The sequence below is a fragment of the Mycobacterium sp. E2497 genome (assembly GCF_001668695.1).
Lineage (GTDB): Bacteria > Actinomycetota > Actinomycetes > Mycobacteriales > Mycobacteriaceae > Mycobacterium.
In genome coordinates this window covers 1-22,292 of the sequence record NZ_LZKD01000196.1, presented here as the reverse complement: position 1 = coordinate 22,292, position 22,292 = coordinate 1, and the positions used below count along the sequence as shown (strand labels likewise).

The window sequence follows — 22,292 nt, the reverse complement described above, 5'->3', positions numbered from 1 at the left end:
GGCTCCGGACGCCGGGCGGCGGCCCGGGCCGAGGGCGAGGCCAGCAGCATGATCAGCCAGGCGACCGCACCCGCCACCGTGGCCCACAGGAAGCCGACCAGGCGCCAGCCCAGGACGACGGTGGCCGCGGCGACCGTCACCCGCATGACCGCGTCGGTCACCATCAGCGCCCCGTAACCGGTCCACCGATCGGTGCCGGCCAGCATGCCCAGCAGCGTGGCGTGCACGCAGAACCCGGCCAGCCCGACGCTGAGCAGCGCCACCGACAGCCAGCGTTGGTCGACGAACACCCGCGCGCTCCACAGCGGCGAGCTGCCGGCGATCACCACGGCCGCGCCGACGCCTACCAGCATGGCCACTCGCAGCGGGTGGGTCCGCGGCTCGTCCGCGGCCGGCGGGGCCGCCGAGAGGTGGCGGCTCGAGCGGACCTCCCGGGTGGTCTCCTGCAGCAGCCCGAAGGCGGCGCCGGTGGCCAGGCCGAACGCCCCCCAGAACACCCCGAACACCGAGAAGCCGTCCGGAGCCAGGTCCCGGGCGGCCAGGTAGATCACCGCGTAACCGCACAGGGCGGTCAGCGCCGTCGCGGTGGCGACCCGGGTCACGCTGCCGCGCGTGATCGGACCGGTGCCGGTGGGGGCTTGGGTACCGCCGACTTCGGGCATCGCCACAATTTGAAAATAGTAAGTGGCCGTGGACGCAGGTCAGCGGCGGCGACCGGGGTTCGCTATCGTGGGCGGCTGTCGGAAAGGACCTTGGCCGCCTTGCGCATCTTCGGGATCTCGCTGCTGGTCACCGTGGCGGCCCTTGCGGTCGGATACGCCCACGGCGGCCTGCGGGACCTGTTCTTACTGCTGGTGCTGGCCACCCTCGAGGTGTCGCTGTCGTTCGACAACGCCATCATCAACGCGGCGATCCTCAAGCAGATGAGCCCGTTCTGGCGGCAGATGTTTTTGACCGTCGGGATTCTCATCGCCGTGTTCGGCATGCGGCTGCTCTTCCCGTTACTGATCGTGTGGGCCACCGCCGGCCTGGACCCCGTCCGCGCGATGGAGCTGGCGCTGCACGCGCCGCCGCACGGCGCGCTGGAATTCCCCGACGGCTCGCCCAGCTACGAGAAGCTGATCGGCGCCGCGCATCCACAGATCGCGGCGTTCGGCGGGATGTTCCTGTTGATGCTGTTCTTGGACTTCATCGTCTACGACCGAGACATCAAGTGGCTCAAGTGGATCGAGGTCCCGTTCGCCCGCATCGGGCGGCTTGGGCAGGTGTCGGTGGCGGTGGCAGTCGTTGCGCTGGTTCTCGTCGGAACCGGGCTGACGCATTCCGGGGACGAGAGTGAGACGGTGCTGACCGCCGGCCTGCTCGGCCTGGTGACGTACCTGGTCGTCAACGGTCTGAGCCGGGCGTTTCGGCCGCCGGACCTCGAGGCGGTGTCGAACGGCAACGCGGTCGGAAAGGCCGGCCTCAGCCTGTTTCTGTATCTCGAGGTGCTTGATGCCGCCTTCTCGTTCGACGGGGTCACCGGCGCCTTCGCGATCACCTCGGACCCGATCGTCATCGCGCTGGGTCTCGGTGTGGTGGGCTCGATGTTCGTCCGGTCCATCACGATCTTCCTGGTGAAGCAGGAAGCGCTGGATCGCTACGTGTACCTGGAGCACGGCGCGCACTGGGCGATCGGGGTGCTCTCGGTGATCATGCTGCTCTCCGTCAACCCGCGATTCCAGGTCCCCGAGGCTTTCACCGCCTCGGTCGGGGTGGTGTTCATCGGCGCTGCGCTGGGCTGGAGCGTGCTGCGCAATCGGCGACAGGCCGCGGTGCGGCCGGGTTAGGCCTCGATCTGGCCGGCGATGCGCCGTTCGATGCCGGCCCTCGCTGGGGCCGGCAGCGCGATCAGGCCGTTCAGTTCCTTGCTCGCGCGCGCGTAGGCGTTCTGCCGTTCCTCGCGCGTGGCCGCGTCGTCCTGGGCCAGGTGCAGCAAGCTCTGGGCCCGCGCCATCCGCTGCTGCTCGTCCGCCGTGAAGTCGCTGCGACGTCGGCGAATCGCCTCGGCCTCGGCGATCTCGAACGCACTGACGTACTCGTGGACTGCGTCGCGGTATTCCACCAGGGCGTCCCGGTTGCCGACCAGGCCCTCGGGCGGTTCCGGCCGCAGCAGGTCCGCGTGCCGTTTCGCCCGATGGAAGGCGATGGTCAGCGGGGCCCGCATGTCGGTCATCATCGGAAAGTCCAGCAATTTCGCGATGTCGACCTCGTAGTCGAACCATCGGGCGTCGATACGATCATGCGCCGAAACAAGTTTGGCGACTTCTCGGCGATCGGTGTCTTCGTTGGCCCGCGCCCGGCCCGATGCCTCGGCGATGGCGATTTTGGCTTGCTGCTTCAGCCGATACCGTTCCAGCCGGCGTTCGGCCCGACGCTCGTTGGCGGCGGCGACGGCCCGCAGGCCGACGCCGATCGCACCGCCCAGTGGAAAAACCAGCCACCAGAAATTGGCGGCGAAATGCAACACCGGGGTCACACCGCCAGGATGCCACCGACGAGCAGCGCGCGGTTACGCCAAGAGCGTTAGTGCCCGCCGGCCTTGAACCGCTCCACGGAGCGCTGCACCTCGGCTTCGGCGTCGGCGCGGCCGACCCAGTCGGCCGCCTTGACGAACTTGCCCGGCTCCAGGTCCTTGTAGTGCACGAAGAAGTGCTTGATCACGTCCAGTTCGAACTCGGGGACGTCCGCGATGTCCTGGATGTGATCCCAGCGGTGGTCGCCGGCCGGCACGCAGAGGACTTTGTCGTCGCCACCGGCCTCATCGGTCATCCGGAACATGCCCACCGGGCGCGCCTCGACGATGACGCCAGGGAACACCGACTGCGGCAGCAGCACCATCGCGTCCAGCGGGTCGCCGTCTTCGCCGAGGGTGTCCTCGATGAACCCGTAGTCGGTCGGGTAGCCCATCGAGGTGTAGAGGTAGCGGTCCAGACGCACCCGTCCGGTCTCGTGATCGATCTCGTACTTGTTCCGCTGACCCTTCAAGATCTCGATGGTCACGTCGAATTGCACTGTGCGCTCCTTAGATCTGGGCGGGTGGCAAGTGGTCCGTTGCGTCGGGCATCACCCTAGTCGAGGCCTTTTGCGCCGGATTCGGCAGAATGGGTCGGAAACAGTCAGGAGAGCGATGGGTCCCACTCGCTGGCAAAAATCCACCCATGTCTTCGTCGGGTTGGCGGTGCTGGCGTTCGTCGCCGCCGTGGTGGCGGCGGCGACGTTCTTCACCTCGGCTGGGCATGGCGGAAACAACTCGCACGCCCCCATGCCGCCTCCGCACGCGCCGACGGTCAAACCGGGGATGGTGCCGGTCAGCGACACCGCCGAGACGCCCAGCCCCGCCGGGGTGACGGCCGCGCTCGCGGCCATCGCGGCCGATCCCAACCTGGGCAGGCTGGGCGCCCGCGTCACCGACGCCCTGACCGGGAAAGAGCTTTGGCAGGTCGGGGACGACCTGCCGCTGGTGCCGGCGTCGACGAACAAGGTGCTGACCGCCGCCGCGGCCCTGCTGACCCTGGACCACCAGGCGCGGATCAGTACGCGGGTGGTGGCCGGCAGTCAGAACGCCCAGGGGCCCGTCGTGTTGGTCGGTGCCGGCGACCCGGTGCTGTCGGCGGCGCCGCCCGGCGTGGACACCTGGTACCGCGGGTCGGCCCGGCTCGCCGACTTGGTCGAGCAGATCCGCCGCAGCGGCGTGACACCGACGGCGGTGCAGGTGGACACCTCGGCGTTCACCGGACCGACGATGGCGCAGGGCTGGGATGGCGCCGACGTCGACAACGGCGACATCGCACCGATCGAGTCGGTGATGATCGACGCCGGGCGCATCCAGCCGAGCACCGTCAACTCCCGGCGGTCGCGAACCCCGGCGCTCGATGCCGGGCGCGAGTTGGCCAAGGCGCTGGGCCTCGATCCCGGCGCCGTGACGATCGCGACGGCACCGTCGGGAGCTCGGCAGCTGGCCGTCGTGCAGTCGGCGCCGCTGGTGCAGCGGCTGTCCGAGATGATGGACCACTCCGACAACGTGATGGCCGAGTGCATCGCGCGTGAGGTGGCGGCCGCCATCAACCGGCCGCGCAGCTTCGCCGGCGCCGCGGACGCGGTGTCCAACCGGTTGAGCACCGCGCACGTCGACACCGGAGGCATAACGCTGATGGACTCCAGCGGGCTGTCCGTCGACGACCGGCTGACCGCCAAGACGCTCGACGGGGTGCTGCAGGCCGCCGCCGGACCCGACCAGCCCGCGCTGCGCGCGCTGCTGGACCTGCTCCCGATCGCCGCCGGCAGCGGGACGCTGGCCGACCGCTTCACCGACGCGGCGTCCAATCAGGGGCCGGCGGGGTGGTTGCGCGCCAAGACCGGCTCGCTGACGGCCACCAATGCCTTGGCCGGCGTGCTCACCGACCGCAGCGGCAGGGTGCTCACCTTCGCCTTCATCTCCAACGCGGCCGGCCCCAACGGCCGCAACGTGATGGACGCCCTGGCCACCAAGCTCTGGTCCTGTGGTTGCTCATGACGCCCACCTCGGAGCTGACGCTCGGCAGCGCCGTCGACTGGGGCTTCGCGGCCACCGTCGGCCAGCGGTTGGCCCGGCCGGGGCCGCCGGCGAGCGAGTACACCCGGCGGCAGGTGATCGACGAACTCACCAGGTCGGCCGCCGAGGCCGAGCCGCCGGTGCGTGAGGTCACCGGCCTGGTGACCGACGGGGCCGTGCCCGCCGCCCGGATCGTCGACCGCCCGGAGTGGATCGCCGCGGCGGCCGAGTCGATGCGCGTGATGATGAACGGGGCGGAGAAGCCGCGGGGCTTTCTCACGGGCCGGGTCACCGGCGCGCAGACGGGGGCCGTGCTGGCATTCGTGTCGTCGGGCATCCTCGGTCAGTACGACCCGTTCGCGAGGGGCCTAGAGGCCGCGAAAGAGGGAAGCCTGCTACTGGTGTATCCCAACGTCATCGCCGTCGAGCGGCAACTGCGGGTCGAGCCCTCCGACTTCCGGCTCTGGGTCTGCCTGCACGAGGTCACCCACCGGGTGCAGTTCACCGCGAACCCGTGGTTGTCCGAGCACATGTCCCGGGCCCTGGGGTTGTTGACGCGCGACGCCGGGGAAGACGTCGGGCAGGTGGCGAGCCGGCTCGCCGATTACGTCCGCAACCGGGGCAACGGGGCGGCGGACGACGGCCCGTCGGGAATCGTCGGCCTGGTGCGCGCGATCCAGTCCGAGCCGCAGCGCCAGGCCCTCGATCAGCTGCTGGTGCTCGGCACGCTGCTGGAGGGCCACGCCGACCACGTGATGGATGCCGTCGGGCCGATGGTGGTGCCGTCGGTGACCACCATCCGCCGTCGATTCGACGAGCGCCGCAACCGCAAACAACCGCCGCTGCAGCGGCTGGTGCGCGCGCTGCTGGGCCTGGACGCCAAGCTCAGCCAGTACACGCGGGGCAAGGCATTCGTCGACCACGTGGTGGGGCGGGTCGGCATGGAGCGGTTCAACGCGATCTGGACCGGCCCCGAGACGCTGCCCGTGCCCGCCGAGATCGAGGAACCCCAGCGATGGATCGACAGGGTGCTGTAGCGCAGCTGCGCGCGGCCGCTGAGGACTTCCTCAAAACGCACGTCGCGACGGCCGAACAATGGTGCGTGGCGCTGTCCGGCGGCCCGGATTCCCTGGCGTTGACCGCGGTGGCGGCCCAGCTGCGGCCCACCACCGCCGTGATCGTCGACCACGGCCTGCAACCCGACTCCGCCGCCGTCGCGGAAACCGCTCGACAGCAAGCCGAAACCCTGGGATGCGTTGCCGCACAAGTGGTTCGCGTGCACGTGGGCAACGAAGGCGGCCCCGAGGCGGCCGCCCGCGCCGCCCGCTACGCCGCGCTGAGCGCCTACCACGGCGGTCCGGTGCTGCTGGGTCATACGCTCGACGACCAGGCGGAGACGGTGTTGCTGGGGCTGGGCCGCGGCTCGGGCGTGCGGTCGATCGCCGGGATGCGCCCGTACGACTCGCCGTGGGGCCGACCGTTGTTGGGCGTGCGGCGCGTGGTGACCCACGCCGCGTGCCGTGAGCTGGGCCTGACCGCGTGGCAGGATCCGCACAACACCGACCGCCGCTTCACCCGGACCCGGCTGCGCCTGGAGGTGTTGCCGCTGCTGGAGGACGTGCTGGGCGGCGGGGTGGCCCAGGCGCTGGCCCGGACGGCGACGGCGCTGCGCGAGGACACCGAGCTGCTCGACACCCTCGCCGCCCGGGCGCTGCCCGAGGCGAAGGCGGATGCGGGCCTGCGGACCGAGGCTCTGGCCGCGCTGCCCGCCCCGGTGCGGCGCCGGGTGATCCGCGGCTGGCTCCTGGCGGGGGGCGCAATCGGTCTGACGGACAAGCAGATCCGCGGCGTCGACGCGCTTGTGACCGCCTGGCGCGGGCAGGGCGGGGTGGCGGTCGGGTCAGCGCTGCGCGACGAGCGGTTGATCGCGGGGCGGCGCGACGGAGTGTTGACCCTGTGGCGTGAACCGGTTGAGAAGCCCGCCCGATAGGCGCAATACCGGGGTCGCCGTTGGTTATTCGGACGTCGGCGTGGCACTCTGTGGGCGTGGCCCAGATCTCCTCGGCGATCACCCCCGCGCAGCCCGTGGAGCTGTACCCGGGGGACATCAAGTCGGTGCTGCTCACCGCCGAGCAGATTCAGGCGCGAATCGCCGAACTCGGCGAGGAGATCGGCGCGAAATACCGCGACGTCATGGCCGAGACCGGCCAGGATCTGCTGCTGATCACCGTGCTCAAGGGCGCTGTGATCTTTGTCACCGATCTCGCACGGGCGATCCCGGTGCCGACCCAGTTCGAGTTCATGGCCGTCAGCTCGTACGGGTCGTCCACGTCGTCGTCCGGCGTGGTGCGGATCCTCAAAGACCTGGACCGCGACATCCAGGGCCGTGATGTGCTGATCGTCGAGGACGTCGTCGACTCGGGCCTGACCCTGTCGTGGTTGCTGCGGAACCTCACCAGCCGCCATCCGCGTTCGCTGCGCGTGTGCACGTTGCTGCGCAAGCCCGACGCGAAGGGCGCCAACGTCGACATCGCCTACGTGGGCTTCGACATCCCGAACGACTTCGTCGTCGGCTACGGCCTGGACTACGACGAGCGCTACCGCGACCTGTCCTACATCGGCACCCTGGACCCCAGGGTCTACCAGCAGTAGGTCCTCTCTAGCGGCGAGCGCAAGCGCGGCGAAGCCGGGCGCGGCGGGTCGCCGCCATCAGGCTAGTCCAGCTCCCACACCGCGGTCACCGAGAAGCTCACCGTCTGCTGGCCGGGCTCCAGCGGGACCATGCTCGGCATGGCCTTCGGCGGCGCCGGCGCTCTGCCCGGCGTCGGTTCGGTGGCCTCCGAAATCGACAGCACCCTGCCCAGCCGAAGCCCGGACAGCTGGGCGTACTGTTCGGCGCGGCTCTTGGCGTCGTTGAACGCCCGGGCGCGTGCATCCTTCACCAGCTGTGAGTCGTCGGCGATGGAGTAGCTGACCGACTTGATCCGGGTGGCGTCCCCGCCGGTCGCGACGATCAGGGCCAGCATCCGCGACGCGGCGTCGGGCGGGTGGATCTTGACCGTGATGGCGTTGGTGGCGCGGTATCCGGTGATCCTCGCGGTGCCGTTGGGTTCGGGGTTGTTGAACTGCGGCTGCAGCGTGACCTCGGTGGTGCTGATGTCCTTGTGGTCGACGCCGGCACCGACCAACGCGTTGATGACGGCTTGCTGACGGTCGTTGGTCTGGTTCATCGCGGCGGTGACGTCGGGCGCCGTGAACTCGATGCCGACGTCGGCGGTCAGGGTGTCCGGGACGCCTTGGACCTGTCCCGACCCGAAGACGGTGACCTGACGGGGGTTGACCCCGGGCGCGGGCGTCGAAGGCGGGGAATCGCAGGCCGACACCGTCGCGGTCGCCAGGCCGGCGACGGCCAAGGCGATCAATCTGCGGGCAAACCTCGGGGCGTTCGTTGCGACCGGCATGCCTGGCACCCTAGCCGCTCGGGCCGTGCCGATGCGGTGCTCCCGTGCCAACCGCAACCGCTGGCGACCCGACCGGTTCGGCCCGGCAAACCATGCGGACTCGACCAGCAACCACATATAGGTTCATATATGTCGCCAAACATATTTGTTTGCAACGTTTCTCATGTCCGAATCAAATGCTGCAGCATTTCCGGTCAGCTAAGTGAACAGTTATCGACTCGGCGATGAATTGGCGTCCCCGAGGGTGTCGTCGCCGGACGTCACTGCCCTAACGTGTCCTGGCGTCCGACTAGGCGCCCGCAACTGGCGCTGAAAGGCGTTGTCGAGAAGCACTTTTGAGCCCCGCGCGGCACGCTCCCGTCAGAAGGGTGGATCGTCCGGCAACGGCTGCGGGGCCGGTTCGTCGGGAATCCAGTCCGGCGGCAGCTCTTCGGGTTCTTTGGGATCGTTCACCCAGGTGCAGAACGGGCTGGTGCTGGGTGCGCCTTTGAACAGAAAGAGCATGTCGCGCATGTGGTTACGGAATTTTCGCGCGGCGATTTCCTGCTGGCGGGCCTCCTCCAGCGCTCGCCGGGCTTCGTTGATCGGCCGCTGCACGCGGTTGTGCTTGCGTGCCTGAGCAATTCGCGCGCTTCGTTGCTGTGAGCGGGTTCTTCTCGCGGGCAAAGGCGGCGCGCAGGCCGGGCGGCCGGTCCGGGGGAACAGGTCGGCACCGGCGGGCGAGGTGCGATACGTTCGCCCGGCGGGTGAGACCCAGATGACGGTGCCGTCAGCCAGTTGCTTGTCGCGCCATCCACCGAAGGTTTTGAGCCGATGATGTTGTCGGCACAGGCATTTGAGGTTCTCCGCGACCGTCGGCCCGCCGGCCGCAGGGTTCTGGTGGTTGAACGGAATGGTGTGGTCGAGGTCGCAGACGACGGCCGGCCGGCTGCAGCCGCGGAAGCGGCACGTGAGATCGCGGCACCGGACGGCCCGTTCCAGCGCCGCCGATGGCTGATAGCGCAACGCCTCGACCGGACTGGTCACCGGGTCGGCTATGAGTACGGATGCCGCGGCCGCCAAGTCGCGCACCTGCTCGGCGTCGATGACGCCGTAGCCCTCGAGGTAGCCGGGCTCACCGCCACCCGCGTGGACGGTCTGGTCGCTGGCCACCACGTTGATGACCACTTGCGCCGCGGCCCCACGATCCGGGCCCCGCTCACTGGTCCGGTTGGGGCACTCCGGTTCTCCGCAGGCACAGACCAACCCGCGCCCCTCGGCCAGCGCGGCGAGCGCGTCGGCCCGGCGTTGATCCAGTGTCCGAGGGTCCGCCGCGCACACCTGCTTGGCGAGCTGTGAGAGCCGTCGGTCGAAGGCCGTCGCAGCCGTGGCGGCGACCGACCCGTAAATGTCGGCCATCCCATCGTCTTTGGTGCTGATTCCGACGTAGCGGTCGTTCTGGGCGGTCACCCGGCGCTCGCGGGCGGCGTCGGGATCGGCGGCTCGCACGGCGGCGTCGACGGCGTTGATGATCCGCTGCTTGGACCAGCCGTGCCAGCTGCCGATGCGTTCGGCCAGCGATCGGTCGATCTCGGCAATCAGCTTCTCGTCGGTCACCAGATCGGTGCGGCTGATGATCAGGCGCACTGTGCGCCAATCCGTCCGGCCGTCCGCGAGCAGTGCCCCGACCTTGGGCAACCGGGTGTCCAGCGCCTCCGCGTACGACACCACGTAGCTGGCCGCCACGGGGGAGAGGTTCATCGCGGCGGCAACCTCGGCAGCGGCCTGCTCGAACCCGTCGATCGCCGCGTATTCGCGCGGGCGCTCAGGCCGCTCTGCAGCGGCCACCCGGTGCCTCAGCAGCGCCGCGACCGCGGCCAGCCGGCGCGCCACCAGCACTGACTCCTGCCGGTGCGTCGACTCGATCAGCTCCACGAGGGACGCCGGGGGAGGCATTGATTCGAACATGTGTTCGATCATAACCGGTCCCTACGACCAACGAATGCAGCCGGCGGGTGCTCACTCCCGCGAGGCCTCCGGATTCGGCATCACGACCCGCTGACGCGTCGTGGCCCGGAAGGGGTCGAGGGACTGGCCGTCGCCCAAGGCCCCGTGCACGTCTTCCGGGGTGATCAGGCCGAGTTCGACCTGTAGCCAGGTAGCGCTGAGCCCGAACGCGTGCGCGGCGCGTCTGGCCTCCTCGGCGTCCGGGAAGTCGTCGGCGTTGGCGCGCCCGGCGGCGCCGTACCAGCGCCCTTTGGTGACGCCGCAGGCGTCACGTAACTGCTCGACGGTGATGTCGCGGTTCAGCGTCGCCTCAAGCAGGCGCCTCAGCCCCCAGCCGGCGGCATTAGTTCGTGGCATCCGCCCAGCGTAACTCGGTGCCGAAAGACGGGCAAAGTGTCTCCACCAGCGAGTTGTAGGCCAAAAGAAAGAAATACGTACTCAGTACTAGACAGACAGTCATAATTTATGACATAGTGTCCGCAAGCACGACAACTTAAGCCGAATCCAGGCATTCACGAGGAGAGGACACATGTCGTTCCTGACCACAGTCCCGGAACTGCTGCAAGCGGCAGCCGGCCAGCTGCAGGCGATCGGTTCCGCGGTAACCACGGCCAACTCGACTGCCGCCTTCTCGATCACGGGGGTGGTCCCGGCGGCAGCCGACGAAGTCTCGGCAATGACCGCGGCGGCCTTCGCCGGCTACGGCCAGCAGTATCAGGCGATCAGCGCCGAGGCGAGCATGATCCACGAGGAGTTCGTCAAAGCCCTCGGCCTGAGCGCCGATTCGTATTCGGCCACCGAGGCCGCGAACGCGACGCAAGCCGCGGGCGGTCACGTGCCGCCCGCGCACATGGCCCCTGTTGCGCCCGCCCGCCCGGCGCCCGCCGTGCACACTCGGGTCGCACCGGCAGCGCCGAACCGCGTGACCCCAACCGTCCCCGCCCGGCCGGTACCAGGCGCCCCCGTCGGCGCGGGTCCCGGCTCGCTGCCGGCGGCGACGCCCCTCGGTCAGGGTTGGCGCGGGGGCGGCACCTACGGCGGCCACATGACGCCGCAGCACGGCGGCTATGCCAATGCCGACTATGGCCGCCACCAGGCGCCGTACGGGCGCGGCGGCTACGGCGCGCACCCCGCGGCCCGGGTCGAGCACCTTTCGCCCGCGCGGATGACGCCCCCGCAGCGCGTCGAGCACGTGGCAGAGCCCCATCCGGCGCCGCCCGAGCGGGTCGAACGTCCGAACATCGGTGCCGGGCAGCATATTTCGCCTTCGCAGGGAGCACCGACGGCGCCCGTCGAGCACGCCGAGCGTCCGAGCGTGGGGGCCGGCCAGCACGTGTCGCCTTCGCAGCTGGCGCCGACAGCGCCCCTCCACCGGATGCCGCTCGCGGCTGCCCCGCACCCGCCGGGCGAGCACGTCGTGCACGCGAACCGGGCCTTCAGCGCTGTTGCCGGCCCCAAGCCCTTGCCGGCACTGGCATAGCGATCCACGCAAAAGGAAAGGAACACTCATGGATTTCGGTGCGATGCCCCCGGAGGTCAATTCCGGGCTGATGTACGCGGGGCCCGGGCCGGCGTCGATGCTGGCGGCGGCGATGGCCTGGGAGGGCCTGGCCGCGGAGCTGCGTTCAGCTGCGACGAGCTACGGGACGGTGATCGTCGACCTCACCGAGCTGGGCTGGCAGGGCCCCTCTTCGGTGGCGATGGCCACCGCGGCGGCTCCCTACGTGGCCTGGATGCATGCCACGGCCGCGCAGGCCGAGCAGGCGGGGATGCAGGCGACGGCGGCCGCCGTCGCACATGAGGCTGCGTTCGCGGCGACCGTGCCGCCGCCGCTGATCGCCGCCAACCGCTCCACGCTGATGATGCTGGTCGCGACCAACTTCCTCGGTCAAAACTCCGCGGCGATCGCGGCCACCGAGGCGCAGTACGGCGAGATGTGGGCCCAGGACGCGATGGCCATGTACGCCTACGCCGGCTCGTCGGCGGCGGCCGCCATGCTCGAACCGATGGCGGTCGCACCGCCCACCACCACCGCGGGCGGCATGCAGGGAATGGCCACTCAAGCCACCATGGGCCTGCCATCGACGCTCAATTCGTCAGCGTCATCGCTGGCGAGCAGCTTCCCCTCTGCCATCGGCAGCTTCGCCGACCTGCTCGGCACGCCCTTCGGTCAGGGGTCCGGCGCGGCCACATCGGGCGTGGGCGGGGCGACCCCGTCCGGCGCGGGCCTCGCGACCGCCATGCGCGCATCCGGGGCCTTCTCCCCGGTGGCGATGCCCGGCATGCAACGCTTCATCCCCGCTCAGCCGCTGATGCCCGCGCCCGAGCGACTGGCACCCGTGCGACTGATGCCGTCGGCGGTGATGGGCCAGGCCACCCCGGTCGGAGGCTTGTCGGTTCCTCCTAGCTGGACCGCGGCGACCCCCGGGACTGCCGCCCCGGCCGGCGCACCACTGGCGGGAGCCGGCGCCGCGGCTCGAATGCTGAGGTCCCCGAGTAGCTCCGCGGCCCAGGTGGGCGGCATGGAGATGCGCGGGTTCGGCGGCACCATGCCGGCACCCGCAAGCGTATTGCCGCGCGTGGTCGGATGACGGAAGGAGAGGCACTTTCGACGACGTACCGATGACCAAAGTTCGATCACAACAACCACTTTCGAAGGAGAACCCCAATGACAACACGTTTCATGACCGATCCGCACGAGATGCGGGCGATGGCGGGCCGCTTCGAGGTCCACGCGCAAACGGTGGAGGACGAGGCCCGCAAGATGTGGGCGTCGTCGCAGGACATCGCCGGCGCGGGCTGGAGCGGCCAGGCGCAGGCCACCTCGTACGACACCATGGGCCAGATGAATCAGGCCTTCCGCAACATCGTCAACATGCTGCACGGCGTGCGCGACGGCCTGATCCGCGACGCCAACAACTACGAGCAGCAAGAGCAGGCTTCACAGCAGATCCTGGGCGACTGACCCAACACATCAACCTTCTACCAACAGGAGACGATCAACCATGACGATCAACTATCAATTCGGCGATGTCGACGCCCACGGTGCCCTGATCCGCGCCCAGGCCGCGTCTCTGGAGGCCGAGCACCAGGCCATCGTCCGCGATGTGCTTGCCGCCGGCGACTTTTGGGGCGGTGCGGGCTCGGCGGCGTGCCAGGAGTTCGTCATCCAGCTGGGTCGCAACTTCCAGGTGATCTACGACCAGGCCAACGCCCACGGCCAGAAGGTGCAGACCGCCGGCAGCAACATGGCCAGCACCGACAGCGCCGTCGGATCCAGCTGGGCCTAGCAGCGGGTCGCCACCATGGGTCTCGTGAACCTAAGGGGTGACCAGAACCTTGCAGTGCCGCTCGGGGTCGGCGAGTTCGTCGAAGGCCTCGCCGACCCCGTCCAGGCCGACCTCTCCGGTGATCAGTGGACTCACGTCGATATCGCCCTCGGCCAGCGCACGCAGCGAGTCGGTGAATTCCTCCGGGGTGTAGGCAAGGACGAACTGGACGTTGATCTCTTTGGCGATGGCGAAGAACGGATGCACGGTATCGGGCTGCATGCAAACGCCGGCGACCACCAGGCGAGTGCCCGGCCGGGCCCGGAGCAGCACGTCGTCGATGATCCCAGGCACTCCGACCGCCTCGAATACGACGGCCGGTTTGACGGAGTCGAACGGGGAACCCTGTGCGGCATCGAGCGTCCGATGTGCACCCATGGCGCTGGCGAGTTCCCGTCGCTTCGGCGAGAAGTCCGACGCCACAATGTTTTCCACCCCCCGGGCCCGCAGCGCAGCGATGATCGCGATGCCGATCGGACCGCAGCCGATGACCAGGGCTGTCTCCCCCGGGGTGACGTTGGACTTGTTGACGGCGTGCAGCCCCACCGCCATGGGCTCGGTCAGGGCCGCATGTTTGAAGTCCAGGCCGTTCGGGACGGGCAGCAGCAACGCGGCCGAGAGGAGCATGCGTTCGGCGTAGCCACCGATGGTGCTGTTGCTGTAGACGATCGGTTCGACGCCCTTGGCGGACAACAGCACCGGAAGCGAGGTGACCAGCGTGCCCGGAGGGTGGGTTTCGGTGCCGGGGCCGGCCTCGAGCACCTCGGCGCTGAACTCGTGGCCCATGAAGACGTCGTGATCCAAGTCGACATGCATGCCACCCGCCCCGCCGGCCACCCGCTCGCTCATCTCGAGCACGTGTGCGCCGTGAGCGGCGAAATGCAGGTCGGAGCCACATATCCCGCAGGCCCGCACGCCGACGAGCACCTGCCCGGCCTCGGGTACGGGGTCGGGCACATCGTCCCGATGGACCATCCGGCCGTCGCGCAATACCGCGGCGCGCATCAGTTCCTCACGCCCTTCTGTTCTTCGACATGCTCGGTGATGGCTTTCACCACGGCCTCACCGGCTCGGCCGATCAACTGGTCGCGGTTGCCCTTGGCCCAGTCGTGCGACGAGCGCGACGCCGCGAGCTGTCCCTTGAAATGGGGGATCACCTTGCGCGCCATCAGGTCGTAGCAGTGATACGTCGCCTCGGGGGAGGCCCAGTCGTGGCCCAGCATCAGCAGCGTGCCGAAACCGCCTGAGCGGTCGAGCAGGTCTTCGATGTGGGCGATCGCGTCGTCGGGGGTTCCTATGCAGCAATTGCCCTTGGCCGCGTAGTCTTCGACGAACTCGTGCGGCGTCTGGGCACCCTCGACGGTGTTGGCCAAGGGGACGAACCCGGCGGCGCCGAAGTAGTTGGCGAAATCCTGCAGCCCGTAGGTGCAGTCGTCGATGGCCCGCTCGCGGCTGTCCGCGATGTGCATGATGCTCAGCACACGCCAGTCGGCCCGATCCGGCTCGTCCCGGCCGGCTTTGGCGGCCTGCTCGCGCACCACGTCCCAGGTGGTCTCCAGCGCGGCGTAGCCGCCGGGCACCGACATCGACAACGACAGCAACGACGTGCCCAGCGCGCCCGCCAGCCGCGGCCCGGACGGGGAAATCATTGCCGCCGTCGATATTTCGGGATAGGGCCAGGTGTACGGCCGGATGTGCAGTTGCGCCTCGCGCAGCGTGAACCAGTCGGTGTGGCGGTCTATTCGCTCGGTCGGCCCGGCGCGGAACAGCGCGAGGATCGCCTCCAACGACTCCTGCATCATGTGCCGCTGGTCGACCGGGTCGATGCCCATCATGTAGGCATCCGACGGCAACGCGCCGGGGCCGGTGCCGAACATCACCCGGCCGCGGGTGAGATGGTCGAGCAGCACCCAGCGATCGGCCACCATCAGCGGATGGTGGTAGGGCAGCGAAACCACGCCGGTACCCAGCCGGATGTGTTTCGTCCGCTCGGCCGCGGCGGCGATGAAGACCTCCGGGCAGGCGATCAGTTCGTAGCCACCGGAGTGGTGTTCGCCGAACCACGCTTCGTCGAAGCCGAGCCGATCCAGCGCGACCACTCGCTCCATGTCGTATTCCAAAGCCACGGTGGGCGATTGGCCGATCGGGTGAAACGGTGTGATGAAGACACCGAAGCGAAGTGGCGCGCTCATCGCAGCTCCAATCCATTGAGGAAGTCCAATAGGGCCGCGTTCACCTCGTCGGGCCGTTCCTGCTGCAACCAGTGCCCCGCGTCGTCGATCATCACCTGGCGGTAGGGGCCGGTGATCAACTGCGCCGCGCGGTCGGCGCGGGTGAACGTCAACACCGGGTCGGCGGTCCCCCCGATAAAGAGCGCCGGCACAGTGATTTTCGCGTCGGCCAACTCGGGGGTGGTCTCCCAGTTGCGGTCGAAGTTGCGATACCAGTTCAGGCCGCCGGTGAAGCCGGTGCGGGAGAACTCGGCGATGTAGTGGTCGAGTTCCTCCTGGCTCAGCCAGTCCGGCAGCCCGTCGGGTTCCGGAAGGCGGTCGATGAACCCCTCGGCACCGGGGGCCACCATCCGCAGGCCCGCGGCCTTGTCGTCGGGCGTCCGCAGCCCACCCAGCATCCGCCGCATCGTCCGGGCGGGGTCGGCGTTGAGTTCCGCGTCGGCGACGCCGGGTTCCTGGAAGTACAGGATGTAGAAGAAGTTCTCGCCGAATGCCTTGCGCCACGCCCTCGTCGGCGCGACCTTCGATCGGGGCACCGCGGGGACGCTCAGCGCGGCGACGGCCGCGACGCGATCCGGGTGCAGCAGCGGGGCGTTCCACACCACGGCGGCGCCCCAGTCGTGTCCGATCCAAACGGCACGTTCGGCGCCGGCGTCGTCGAGCAGGCCGACCAGGTCGCCGGTCAGCTGGTGGATGTCGTATGCGTCGATCGCGCCCGGTCGCGAGGAACCGCCGTAGCCGCGCTGGTCGGGCGCCAGCACGTGGTAACCCGCCTCGGCGAGGACCGGTATCTGGTGGCGCCACGAATAGGCGAGTTCGGGAAAGCCGTGGGCCAAAATCACGACGGGTGCGCCGCGCTCTCCCGCCTCGGTCACGCGCAGTTGGACACCGTTGGTCTCTACTAACCGTTCGGTTGATGTAAGCACCCTGACACCAAAGCACAACCCGTCCGGGGCTGAGAAGTATTCGCGCTGATTGCGAATAGCATTCCAACGGCTTTGGTCGCCTGGTAGATATCGCCGTGAAGCCCTCGCATTTACGCGAAAGCAGGTGGACTCGAATGAAGCGGCTTGACCACGTCGTCCTGTGGACGAGGAGTCCGCGCGCCTCGATGGATTTCTATACGCGGGTGGTCGGTTTGGAGCCGGTCCGGTTTGCCGAGTACGAGGCCGGCGATGCGCCGTTCCCGAGCGTGCGGGTGTGTGAGGACTCGATCATCGACTTGTTGCCGGTGGCCGACGCCGCCGCCACCGAGTCTCTGACCCGGACGGCAGGCAGCGCCGGGCACCCGGTCAACCATGTCTGCCTCGCCCTGTCCAAACCGGAGTACGACGCGCTCGACCAGCGCCTGCAGGCGGAGGGGGTGGACACCGGCGCGAGGTTGAGTCCTACCTTCGGGGCGCGCGGCTGGGCCCCGCAGGGTTACTACTTCGCCGATCCGGACGGCAACGTCGTCGAGGCCCGCTATTACGACTGACGGATATCGCCGGGATGAGGGCCCGGCTCAAGGGCCCGGCGGGAACCCCCGGTCGTTGTACGCACAGATGGTGGCGACCCGGCCCCCGCAAGTGGGCACGACCCGCTGCGCCCCGGCTCTGCCGGAGCTGGCGATCGCCACGAGCGGTAACCTGGACTTTTCGAGCTGCGTGTATATCGGGGAAGGACCTGGCCACCAAGGCCGATGATTGATGAACCGGAAAAACCTTATTCGCACCGTCACGGCGATTGCAGTCGTGGTGCTGCTCGGTTGGTCGTTCTTCTACTTCAGCGACGACACCCGCGGCTATAAGCCCGTCGACACGTCGGTGGCGGTGGCGCAGATCAACGGTGACAACGTCAAGAACGCGCAGATCGACGATCGCGAGCAGCAGCTGCGGTTGACCCTGAAAAAGGGCAACAACGACACCGACAATTCCGACAAGGTGATCACCAAGTACCCCAGCGGGTACGCCGTCGACCTGTTCAACGCTCTGAGCGCTAAGAACGCCAAGGTCAGCACGGTCGTCAACCAGGGCAGCATCCTCGGCGAGCTGCTGGTCTACGTGCTGCCGCTGCTGTTGCTGGTGGGCCTGTTCGTGATGTTCTCCCGCATGCAGGGCGGCGCCCGAATGGGCTTCGGGTTCGGCAAATCACGGGCCAAGCTGCTCAACAAGGACATGCCGAAGACCACGTTCGCCGACGTTGCCGGCGAAGACGAGGCCGTCGAAGAGCTCTACGAGATCAAGGACTTCCTGCAGAACCCCGGCCGCTACCAGGCGCTGGGCGCCAAGATCCCCAAGGGGGTGCTGCTCTACGGCCCGCCCGGGACCGGCAAGACGCTGCTGGCCCGCGCGGTGGCGGGGGAAGCCGGGGTGCCGTTCTTCACCATCTCCGGCTCCGACTTCGTCGAGATGTTCGTCGGCGTCGGCGCGTCGCGGGTGCGCGACCTGTTCGAGCAGGCCAAACAGAACAACCCCTGCATCATCTTCGTCGACGAGATTGACGCCGTGGGCCGCCAGCGCGGCGCGGGCCTCGGCGGCGGCCACGACGAGCGCGAGCAGACGCTGAACCAGCTGCTGGTCGAGATGGACGGGTTCGACCCCCGCGCCGGCGTCATCCTCATCGCCGCCACCAACCGGCCCGACATCCTCGACCCCGCGCTGTTGCGCCCCGGCCGCTTCGACCGGCAGATCCCGGTGTCCAACCCCGACCTGGCGGGCCGCCGCGCGGTGCTGGCCGTGCATTCGAAGGGCAAGCCGATCGCCCCCGACGCCGACCTCGACGGTTTGGCCAAGCGGACCGTCGGCATGACCGGCGCCGACCTGGCCAACGTCGTCAACGAGGCCGCCCTGCTGACCGCCCGGGAGAACGGCACCGTCATCACCACTGCCGCGCTCGAAGAGGCGGTGGACCGGGTGATCGGCGGGCCGCGCCGCAAGGGCCGGATCATCAGCGAGCAGGAAAAGAAGATCACCGCCTACCACGAGGGCGGCCACACCCTGGCCGCCTGGGCGATGCCGGACATCGAGCCGATCTACAAGGTCACGATCCTGGCGCGGGGACGCACCGGCGGGCACGCCGTGGCGGTGCCCGAGGAAGACAAGGGCCTGCGGACCCGCTCGGAGATGATCGCGCAGCTGGTGTTCGCCATGGGCGGACGCGCCGCCGAGGAACTGGTGTTCCGCGAGCCGACCACCGGCGCGGTGTCCGACATCGAGCAGGCCACCAAGGTGGCCCGCGCGATGGTGACCGAATTCGGGATGAGCTCCAAACTGGGCGCGGTCAAGTACGGCACCGAACACGGCGACCCGTTCCTGGGCCGCACTATGGGGACGCAGGCCGACTACTCCCACGAGGTGGCCCGCGACATCGACGACGAGATCCGCAAGTTGATCGAGGCGGCCCACACCGAGGCATGGGAGATCCTCACCGAATACCGCGATGTCCTCGACACGTTGGCAGGTCAGCTGCTCGAGAAGGAGACCTTGCACCGCGCCGAGCTGGAGGGCATTTTCGCCGGCGTCGAAAAGCGGCCCAGGCTCACCATGTTCGACGACTTCGGTGGCCGCATCCCGTCGGACAAGCCGCCGATCAAGACGCCCGGCGAGCTGGCCATCGAGCGTGGCGAGCCTTGGCCACCGCCGGTTCCCGAGCCGGCGTTCAAGGCCGCCATCGCGCGTGCCAGCCAGGCCGCCGCGGCCGCGGCGGGACCCGATCCCGACCGAAAGAACAACGGCGGCAACGGTTCTCAGGCATCTCAAGGTGCCGGGCACCGCCCCGGCGTGCCGCACGGGCCCACCCAACCGGACTACGGCGCGCCGGCAGGCTGGCACGCGCCGGGATGGCCGCCGCCGGACCAGCAGCCGAACTACTGGTATCCGCCGCCACAGGCCCCGCAGCAGCCCTACTGGCCGCAGCCCGCGGGGCACTACCCGGCTCATCCGGGCCAGCAGGGTCAGGCGCAGCCCCCCTACCCGCCGTATCCGCCCTACCCGCCGCCGGGTCTGCCCGACCCGGACGGCGGCAAGTCTCCTGAGCAGGACGACGTGAGCCGGTCCAATCCGCCGGCCCACGGCTGACGAACGGAGGATTCGATGGCCTTGACGGGTTTCGGTCCGGAAACCGCCACTGAACCGACACGGGTGTTCGATCAGGCGCGCGCCGAGGCCGCGGTGCGGGAGTTGCTGTTCGCCGTCGGCGAGGACCCGGACCGGCACGGGCTGCGGGAGACGCCGGCCCGCGTGGCGCGCGCCTACCAGGAGATGTTCGCCGGGCTCTACACCGACCCCGACAGCGTCCTGAACACGATGTTCGACGAGGAACACGACGAACTGGTGCTGGTCAAGGAGATCCCGCTGTACTCCACCTGCGAACACCACCTGGTGTCGTTTCACGGTGTGGCGCATGTCGGCTACATCCCCGGCGCCGACGGACGGGTCACTGGTTTGTCCAAGATCGCGCGACTGGTCGACCTCTATGCCAAGCGGCCACAGGTGCAGGAACGGCTCACCAGCCAGATCGCCGACGCCCTGATGAAGAAGCTCAATCCGCGCGGGGTGATCGTCGTGATCGAGGCCGAGCACCTGTGCATGGCCATGCGCGGCGTCCGTAAGCCCGGCGCGGTCACCACCACCTCTGCGGTACGCGGGCTGTTCAAGACCAACGCCGCTTCTCGAGCCGAAGCGCTCGACCTCATCCTGCGTAAGTGAGTCGCGCCTGTGCAGGTTATGGGAGTTCTGAACGTCACTGACGACTCGTTCTCCGATGGCGGCCGCTATCTCGATACCGGTAACGCGGTGGCGCACGGGCTGGCGCTCGCCGCGGACGGCGCGGACATAGTCGACGTCGGCGGCGAGTCGACCCGGCCCGGTGCCACGCGCATCGATTCCCGCGTCGAGACTTCCCGGGTGATTCCCGTCGTCAAAGAGCTTGTGGCGGAAGGGATCACGGTAAGCATCGACACCATGCACGCCGAGGTCGCGCAAGCGGCGTTGCAGAACGGCGCGCGGATCGTCAACGACGTGTCGGGCGGGCGGGCCGATCCCGCGATGGCGCCGCTGCTCGCCGACGCCGGCGTGCCCTGGGTGCTGATGCATTGGCGCTCGGTGTCGGCCGACCGCCCGCACGCGGCCCCGCACTACGACGACGTGGTGGCCGAAGTGCGCGCCGAGCTGTTGGCCAGCGTGGACGCCGCCGTCGCGGCTGGCGTCGACCCCGCCAAGCTGGTGATCGACCCGGGTCTCGGGTTCGCCAAGACGGGGCAACACAATTGGGCGTTGCTGCGCGCGCTGCCGCAATTCGTCGCCACCGGAATCCCGGTGCTCCTGGGCGCGTCGCGCAAACGGTTCCTCGGTACGTTGTTGGCCGGGCCGGATGGCTCGCCGCGTCCGCCCGACGGCCGCGAGACGGCGACGGCGGTGATCTCCGCGCTGGCGGCGCTGCACGGGGCATGGGGTGTCCGCGTGCACGACGTGCGGGCGACGGCCGACGCCCTCAAGGTGGTGGAGGCGTGGGCGCAAACCGAAACGCAGCAGACCGAGCTGGCTGGAGACGATGGCTGATCGAATCGAATTGCGGGGGTTGACGATTCGTGGGCGACACGGAGTTTTCGAACACGAGCGCGCCGACGGGCAGGACTTCGTCGTGGATATGACGGTGTGGATCGACCTTGCCGGGGCCGCTGAAAGCGACGAACTGGCCGACACCTACGACTACGGCGCCTTGGCCCAGCTCGCGGCCGACATCGTGGCCGGGCCGCCGCGCAACCTGATCGAAGCGGTGGGCGGCGAGATCGCCGACCGGGTGATGCAAGACGAGCGGGTCCACGCGGTAGAGGTGGTGGTGCACAAGCCGCGGGCACCCATTCCGCAGCAGTTCGCCGACGTCGCGGTGGTGGTGCGGCGGTCGCGCCGCGGCGGCCGCGGTTCGGTGGTCCCGGCGGAGCGGCGCATATGACATGGGTGGTGCTGTCCGTCGGATCCAACCTGGGGGACCGCCTCGCGCGGTTGCAGTCGGTCGTCGACGGGCTGGGCGAGAAGGTGCTTGCGGTGTCCCCGGTGTACGAGACCGACCCGTGGGGCCGGGTCGATCAGGCGCCGTTTCTCAACGCGGTGCTGATCGCCAACGACCCGGCGTGCGACGCGCAGGGCTGGCTGCGCCGGGCCCAGGAGTTCGAGCGCGCGGCCGGGCGGGTCCGCGGTGAGCGCTGGGGCCCGCGCACCCTCGACGTCGACCTGATCGCCTGCTACGACGAGGCGGAGGTGACCTCCCGCGAGAACAATCTGACGCTGCCGCACCCGCTGGCCCACCTGCGGGCTTTCGTCATGATCCCGTGGCTGGCCATCGACCCCGACGCCCAGCTGACCGTCGCCGAGGGTCCGCGGCCCGTCGCGAGCCTGCTGGCCGAGCTGGACCCGGCCGACCGGGAAAGCGTCCGGCTGACCAGCCTCACACTCGACCGGGCGGGCAGGCCGCCGGCCGACCCGGAACCGGAAACCTGATGGGACCGACCAGAAAACGTGACCTGACGGCCGCGGTGGTCGGCGCTGCGGTGGTGGGTTATCTGCTGGTGAACGCCCTCTACCGGTGGTTCCCACCGATCACGGTGTGGACGGGCCTGTCGTTGCTCGCGGTGGCCGTCGCCGAGGCGCTGTGGGCGCGCCACGGCCAGCGGGTGCAGCCAGCCGGGGCCGACGCCGATCTCGCCGTCGTTGATCTTGGCCCGCACGTGGCG

General features: G+C 69.1%; 23 protein-coding genes and 2 pseudogenes. 16 read left to right on the top strand and 9 right to left on the bottom strand.

Annotated elements, in window-relative coordinates; genetic code table 11:
- Positions 1-662 (bottom strand): annotated as a pseudogene (locus A5713_RS18220) (hypothetical protein); the annotation flags it as partial.
- 90 nt (positions 663-752) lie between these two features.
- On the opposite strand from A5713_RS18220, the gene A5713_RS18215 reads away from it, so the two are divergent.
- A complete protein-coding gene (locus A5713_RS18215) occupies positions 753-1,829 on the top strand; it encodes a DUF475 domain-containing protein (protein ID WP_067925270.1) in 1,077 nt (358 codons plus the stop codon).
- Here A5713_RS18215 and A5713_RS18210 read toward each other — a convergent pair.
- Together A5713_RS18210 and A5713_RS18205 are read right to left on the bottom strand one after the other, a co-directional pair.
- Positions 1,826-2,518, bottom strand: a complete 693-nt coding sequence (locus A5713_RS18210) for a hypothetical protein (protein ID WP_068097815.1) — start codon at positions 2,516-2,518, stop codon at positions 1,826-1,828. The two genes, A5713_RS18215 and A5713_RS18210, sit on opposite strands and share 4 nt — an antisense overlap.
- Before the next feature lie 47 nt (positions 2,519-2,565).
- Entirely contained in the window at positions 2,566-3,054 is a 489-nt protein-coding gene (locus A5713_RS18205) for an inorganic diphosphatase (RefSeq protein ID WP_067925276.1), read from the bottom strand.
- 115 nt (positions 3,055-3,169) lie between these two features.
- On the opposite strand from A5713_RS18205, the gene dacB reads away from it, so the two are divergent.
- Genes dacB through hpt form a run of 4 tightly spaced genes read left to right on the top strand, consistent with a single transcriptional unit; the run spans position 3,170 to position 7,225 of the window.
- A complete protein-coding gene (gene dacB / locus A5713_RS18200; RefSeq protein ID WP_068097813.1) occupies positions 3,170-4,555 on the top strand; it encodes a D-alanyl-D-alanine carboxypeptidase/D-alanyl-D-alanine-endopeptidase in 1,386 nt (461 codons plus the stop codon).
- Complete coding sequence (locus A5713_RS18195) at positions 4,552-5,610, top strand: zinc-dependent metalloprotease (protein ID WP_067925282.1); 1,059 nt, start codon at positions 4,552-4,554, stop codon at positions 5,608-5,610. The genes dacB and A5713_RS18195 overlap by 4 nt, the downstream gene beginning before the upstream one ends.
- Complete coding sequence (tilS, locus tag A5713_RS18190; RefSeq protein WP_067925285.1) at positions 5,589-6,563, top strand: tRNA lysidine(34) synthetase TilS; 975 nt, start codon at positions 5,589-5,591, stop codon at positions 6,561-6,563. The genes A5713_RS18195 and tilS overlap by 22 nt, the downstream gene beginning before the upstream one ends.
- A 50-nt stretch (positions 6,564-6,613) precedes the next feature.
- Positions 6,614-7,225 carry a hypoxanthine phosphoribosyltransferase gene (gene hpt, locus A5713_RS18185; RefSeq protein ID WP_067925288.1) on the top strand — a complete coding sequence of 204 codons (612 nt, stop codon included), beginning with the start codon at positions 6,614-6,616 and terminating at the stop codon, positions 7,223-7,225.
- Positions 7,226-7,287: 62 nt separating this feature from the next.
- Here hpt and A5713_RS18180 read toward each other — a convergent pair whose 3' ends face one another.
- From A5713_RS18180 to A5713_RS18170, 3 genes are all read right to left on the bottom strand, one after another.
- A complete protein-coding gene (locus A5713_RS18180; RefSeq protein ID WP_068097810.1) occupies positions 7,288-8,034 on the bottom strand; it encodes an SIMPL domain-containing protein in 747 nt (248 codons plus the stop codon).
- Positions 8,035-8,394: 360 nt separating this feature from the next.
- Positions 8,395-9,981, bottom strand: coding sequence for an HNH endonuclease signature motif containing protein (locus A5713_RS18175; protein WP_068097818.1), 1,587 nt, complete (start codon positions 9,979-9,981; stop codon positions 8,395-8,397).
- Between the two features lie 51 nt (positions 9,982-10,032).
- Entirely contained in the window at positions 10,033-10,377 is a 345-nt protein-coding gene (locus A5713_RS18170; protein ID WP_067925297.1) for a hypothetical protein, read from the bottom strand.
- Positions 10,378-10,549: 172 nt separating this feature from the next.
- Here A5713_RS18170 and A5713_RS29290 point away from each other — a divergent pair.
- From A5713_RS29290 to A5713_RS18150, 4 genes and pseudogenes are all read left to right on the top strand, one after another.
- A pseudogene (locus tag A5713_RS29290) lies at positions 10,550-10,843 on the top strand (PE family protein); the annotation flags it as partial.
- A gap of 685 nt (positions 10,844-11,528) precedes the next feature.
- Positions 11,529-12,611: a PPE family protein gene (locus tag A5713_RS27750; protein ID WP_082973024.1), complete on the top strand. Its 1,083-nt coding sequence runs from the start codon at positions 11,529-11,531 to the stop codon at positions 12,609-12,611.
- 77 nt (positions 12,612-12,688) lie between these two features.
- Complete coding sequence (locus A5713_RS18155) at positions 12,689-12,985, top strand: WXG100 family type VII secretion target (protein WP_067916806.1); 297 nt, start codon at positions 12,689-12,691, stop codon at positions 12,983-12,985.
- Between the two features lie 40 nt (positions 12,986-13,025).
- Complete coding sequence (locus A5713_RS18150) at positions 13,026-13,310, top strand: WXG100 family type VII secretion target (RefSeq protein ID WP_067916808.1); 285 nt, start codon at positions 13,026-13,028, stop codon at positions 13,308-13,310.
- A 30-nt stretch (positions 13,311-13,340) separates the two neighbouring features.
- Here A5713_RS18150 and A5713_RS18145 read toward each other — a convergent pair whose 3' ends face one another.
- From A5713_RS18145 to A5713_RS18135, 3 genes are read right to left on the bottom strand one after another with little or no spacing between them, the layout of a single operon-like run.
- Positions 13,341-14,354, bottom strand: coding sequence for a zinc-binding dehydrogenase (locus A5713_RS18145; RefSeq protein ID WP_068097803.1), 1,014 nt, complete (start codon positions 14,352-14,354; stop codon positions 13,341-13,343).
- A complete protein-coding gene (locus tag A5713_RS18140) occupies positions 14,354-15,541 on the bottom strand; it encodes an LLM class flavin-dependent oxidoreductase (protein WP_067916812.1) in 1,188 nt (395 codons plus the stop codon). The genes A5713_RS18145 and A5713_RS18140 overlap by 1 nt, the downstream gene beginning before the upstream one ends.
- On the bottom strand, positions 15,538-16,506 hold the full coding sequence (locus A5713_RS18135; RefSeq protein WP_156751934.1) for an alpha/beta fold hydrolase: 969 nt from the start codon (positions 16,504-16,506) through the stop codon (positions 15,538-15,540). The genes A5713_RS18140 and A5713_RS18135 overlap by 4 nt, the downstream gene beginning before the upstream one ends.
- Before the next feature lie 134 nt (positions 16,507-16,640).
- On the opposite strand from A5713_RS18135, the gene A5713_RS18130 reads away from it, so the two are divergent.
- The 7 genes from A5713_RS18130 to A5713_RS18100 all read left to right on the top strand — a co-directional run.
- Positions 16,641-17,057: a VOC family protein gene (locus A5713_RS18130; protein ID WP_068097799.1), complete on the top strand. Its 417-nt coding sequence runs from the start codon at positions 16,641-16,643 to the stop codon at positions 17,055-17,057.
- Positions 17,058-17,268: 211 nt separating this feature from the next.
- On the top strand, positions 17,269-19,638 hold the full coding sequence (ftsH, locus tag A5713_RS18125) for an ATP-dependent zinc metalloprotease FtsH (RefSeq protein ID WP_068097794.1): 2,370 nt from the start codon (positions 17,269-17,271) through the stop codon (positions 19,636-19,638).
- Positions 19,639-19,653: 15 nt separating this feature from the next.
- Positions 19,654-20,268 (top strand): GTP cyclohydrolase I FolE, encoded by a 615-nt coding sequence (folE, locus tag A5713_RS18120; protein WP_068097792.1) that lies wholly within the window; start codon positions 19,654-19,656, stop codon positions 20,266-20,268.
- An 18-nt stretch (positions 20,269-20,286) separates the two neighbouring features.
- A complete protein-coding gene (gene folP / locus A5713_RS18115) occupies positions 20,287-21,120 on the top strand; it encodes a dihydropteroate synthase (protein WP_068097786.1) in 834 nt (277 codons plus the stop codon).
- Positions 21,113-21,514, top strand: coding sequence for a dihydroneopterin aldolase (folB, locus tag A5713_RS18110; protein ID WP_068097783.1), 402 nt, complete (start codon positions 21,113-21,115; stop codon positions 21,512-21,514). The genes folP and folB overlap by 8 nt, the downstream gene beginning before the upstream one ends.
- Positions 21,511-22,059: a 2-amino-4-hydroxy-6-hydroxymethyldihydropteridine diphosphokinase gene (gene folK / locus A5713_RS18105; protein WP_067917286.1), complete on the top strand. Its 549-nt coding sequence runs from the start codon at positions 21,511-21,513 to the stop codon at positions 22,057-22,059. Before folB ends, folK begins: the two co-directional genes overlap by 4 nt.
- Positions 22,059-22,292: DUF3180 family protein (locus A5713_RS18100; RefSeq protein WP_231980503.1), on the top strand; the 234-nt coding region annotated here is incomplete at its 3' end. The genes folK and A5713_RS18100, both read left to right, overlap by 1 nt.